At 62.2% G+C, this 2,275-nt stretch carries 1 protein-coding gene; it reads left to right on the top strand.

Features of this window, described 5'->3' with window-relative positions:
- On the top strand, nt 1–2,275 hold a 2,275-nt coding region (locus ACTRWH_RS20385), incomplete at both ends, for a condensation domain-containing protein (RefSeq protein WP_462826788.1).

Genomic DNA, 2,275 nt, shown 5'->3' with positions numbered 1-2,275 from the left:
CGTGGTGGGTCAGAGTGATTACGAACCTCCCGCAACGGACTGCGAACGGAGTCTGGCCCGGATCTGGCAGGATCTTTTGCAACAGTCCCGTGTCGGTCGGCAGGATCATTTCTTCGAACTGGGCGGTCACTCCCTGCTGGCGACGCAGCTGGTTTCTCGCCTTCGTCACGAATGGCGTGTGGAACTCCCGTTAAGGATGGTTTTCGAGGCGCCCAGGCTGACGGATATGGCGGCTTTGCTGGAGGCACTGGAAGGCACCCCAGCGCAAGAGACCATTCCCGCACTGGGGCTGGAGGGTGCGCCGCAGTCTTTCGCCCAGCAGCGGCTTTGGTTCCTGGACCAGCTTGAACCGGGAGCTACCGCCTACAACTTGCCTGGCGTTCTGGACCTGAAAGGCACCGTTGACGAAGGTGCTTTGCAGCAGGCACTCGACGCGTTGGCGCAACGTCATGAGACGCTGCGCACGCGACTGGTGGCTGCCCCGGATGGCGAGGCAATCCCTCGACAGGTGATTGACCCGGCGATTGGTGTCCCGTTGGAACGGGTAGACGTCAGCCACTCGGATGATCCGGAGGGTGCATTCCGCGATCATGCGGAAGCCTTTATGTGCCGACCATTCTCCATGGGCACGCAGCCGCTCTGGCGAGTTGGGTTGGTCACCATGGCCGCAAAGGAATCGCGTCTGCTGATTTGCCTGCACCATGCCATCTCCGACGGCTGGTCGGTGTCGGTGCTGATGCGGGATTTCGCGTCTCTGTATCGTGCTGCCTGCGGTGAAAGAGCGGCGGTACTGGAGAAATTGTCGATCCAGTATGCGGATTTCTCGGTGTGGCAGCGGGAATGGCTGGCCAGCGGCGAAGGCGAGCGGCAACTGAACTATTGGCGTGCCCAACTCGGGGACGGGCAGCCAGTCCTGGAGTTGCCGACGGATCGACCACGACCTGCCCGGCAGAGTTTCCAGGGTGCACGTCACCACTTCCGACTGGGCGAGTCCCTGAGCAACCGTCTTCGCGGATCGGCGGCGAGCCGCGATGTCACACCTTTCATGATGTTGTTGGCGGCTTACAACCTACTGCTCCATCGGCTCAGTGGTCAGGATGATCTGCGGGTTGGCGTGCCGGTGGCAGGCCGCAATCGCCGGGAAACCGAGGGTCTTGTCGGCTTCTTTGTGAACACCCAGGTCCTACGCTGTGAATTGGCCTCATCCCAGACTTTCGAACAGGTATTGGCGACCGTTCGCCAGGCATCGATTGAGGCCCAGAGCCATCAGGACCTGCCGTTCGAACAGTTGGTGGAAGCCCTGCAACCGGAACGCAGCCTCAGCCATAACCCGCTGTTCCAGGTGGCATTCGACTACCAGCACCGTGATCAGCGCGGTTTGGGCGAGTTGCCTGGATTGACCGCGAAGGTAATGGAACTGGAAGACGGCAGCACCCAGTTCGATATGGCACTGAACCTGATCGAAGAAGCCGATGGTACGTTCTCCGGCAACTGGAACTACGCCACGGACCTGTTTGACGCGGCAACGGTTGAGCGCTTTGGGGCCCGTTTCGAATGGCTGCTCAATGAGATTGTGGCAGGCCCGCAGCAGCCAATCGGCGCCTATGACCTGCTGGACGACACCGACCACGAGCAACTGGCGAGCTGGAACCGGACGACCGAGGACTATGGCCGGCCCGAGCCGGTGCACCGCCTGTTCGAGTGCCAGGTGGCTGCGCACCCGGATCGGGAAGCCCTGGTGTTCGGCGCTGAACGCCTGAGCTACGCCGACCTGGATGCCCGAGCCAATCGCCTGGCCCATTACCTGATCGGTCAGGGCGTGGATCGCAACAGTCTCGTAGGCGTTGCCACCGAGCGCTCGGTGGCCTTGGTAGTCGCCCTCTACGCCGTCCAGAAAGCCGGCGCCGCCTATGTGCCGGTGGACCCCGAACACCCACAAGCCCGTCAGCAACAGGTGCTGACCGACGCCGGTATGGATCTGCTGCTGACCCACGACGCGGTGATTGAGTCACTACCGGCCCCGGCCGGGCTGTCGGTGATCAACCTCGACCAGCTTGATCTGGCGGATCAGCCGGCATCGATCCCCGATGTCGGGATCCACCCGGAGCAGCGGGCCTATGTGATCTATACCTCCGGCTCCACCGGCAAACCCAAGGGCGTGGCCAACACCCACGCAGCGCTGTTCAACCGCCTGAAGTGGATGCAGGCGGCCTACGAACTGGGCGAGGACGACACCGTCCTGCAGAAAACCCCTTACAGCTTTGATGTGTCCGTA

It is taken from the genome of Marinobacter sp. G5_S1_61_S3 (assembly GCF_054968585.1).
Note: the sequence above shows the minus strand (reverse complement) of the source record. Positions and strands in the feature narration are given on the sequence as shown.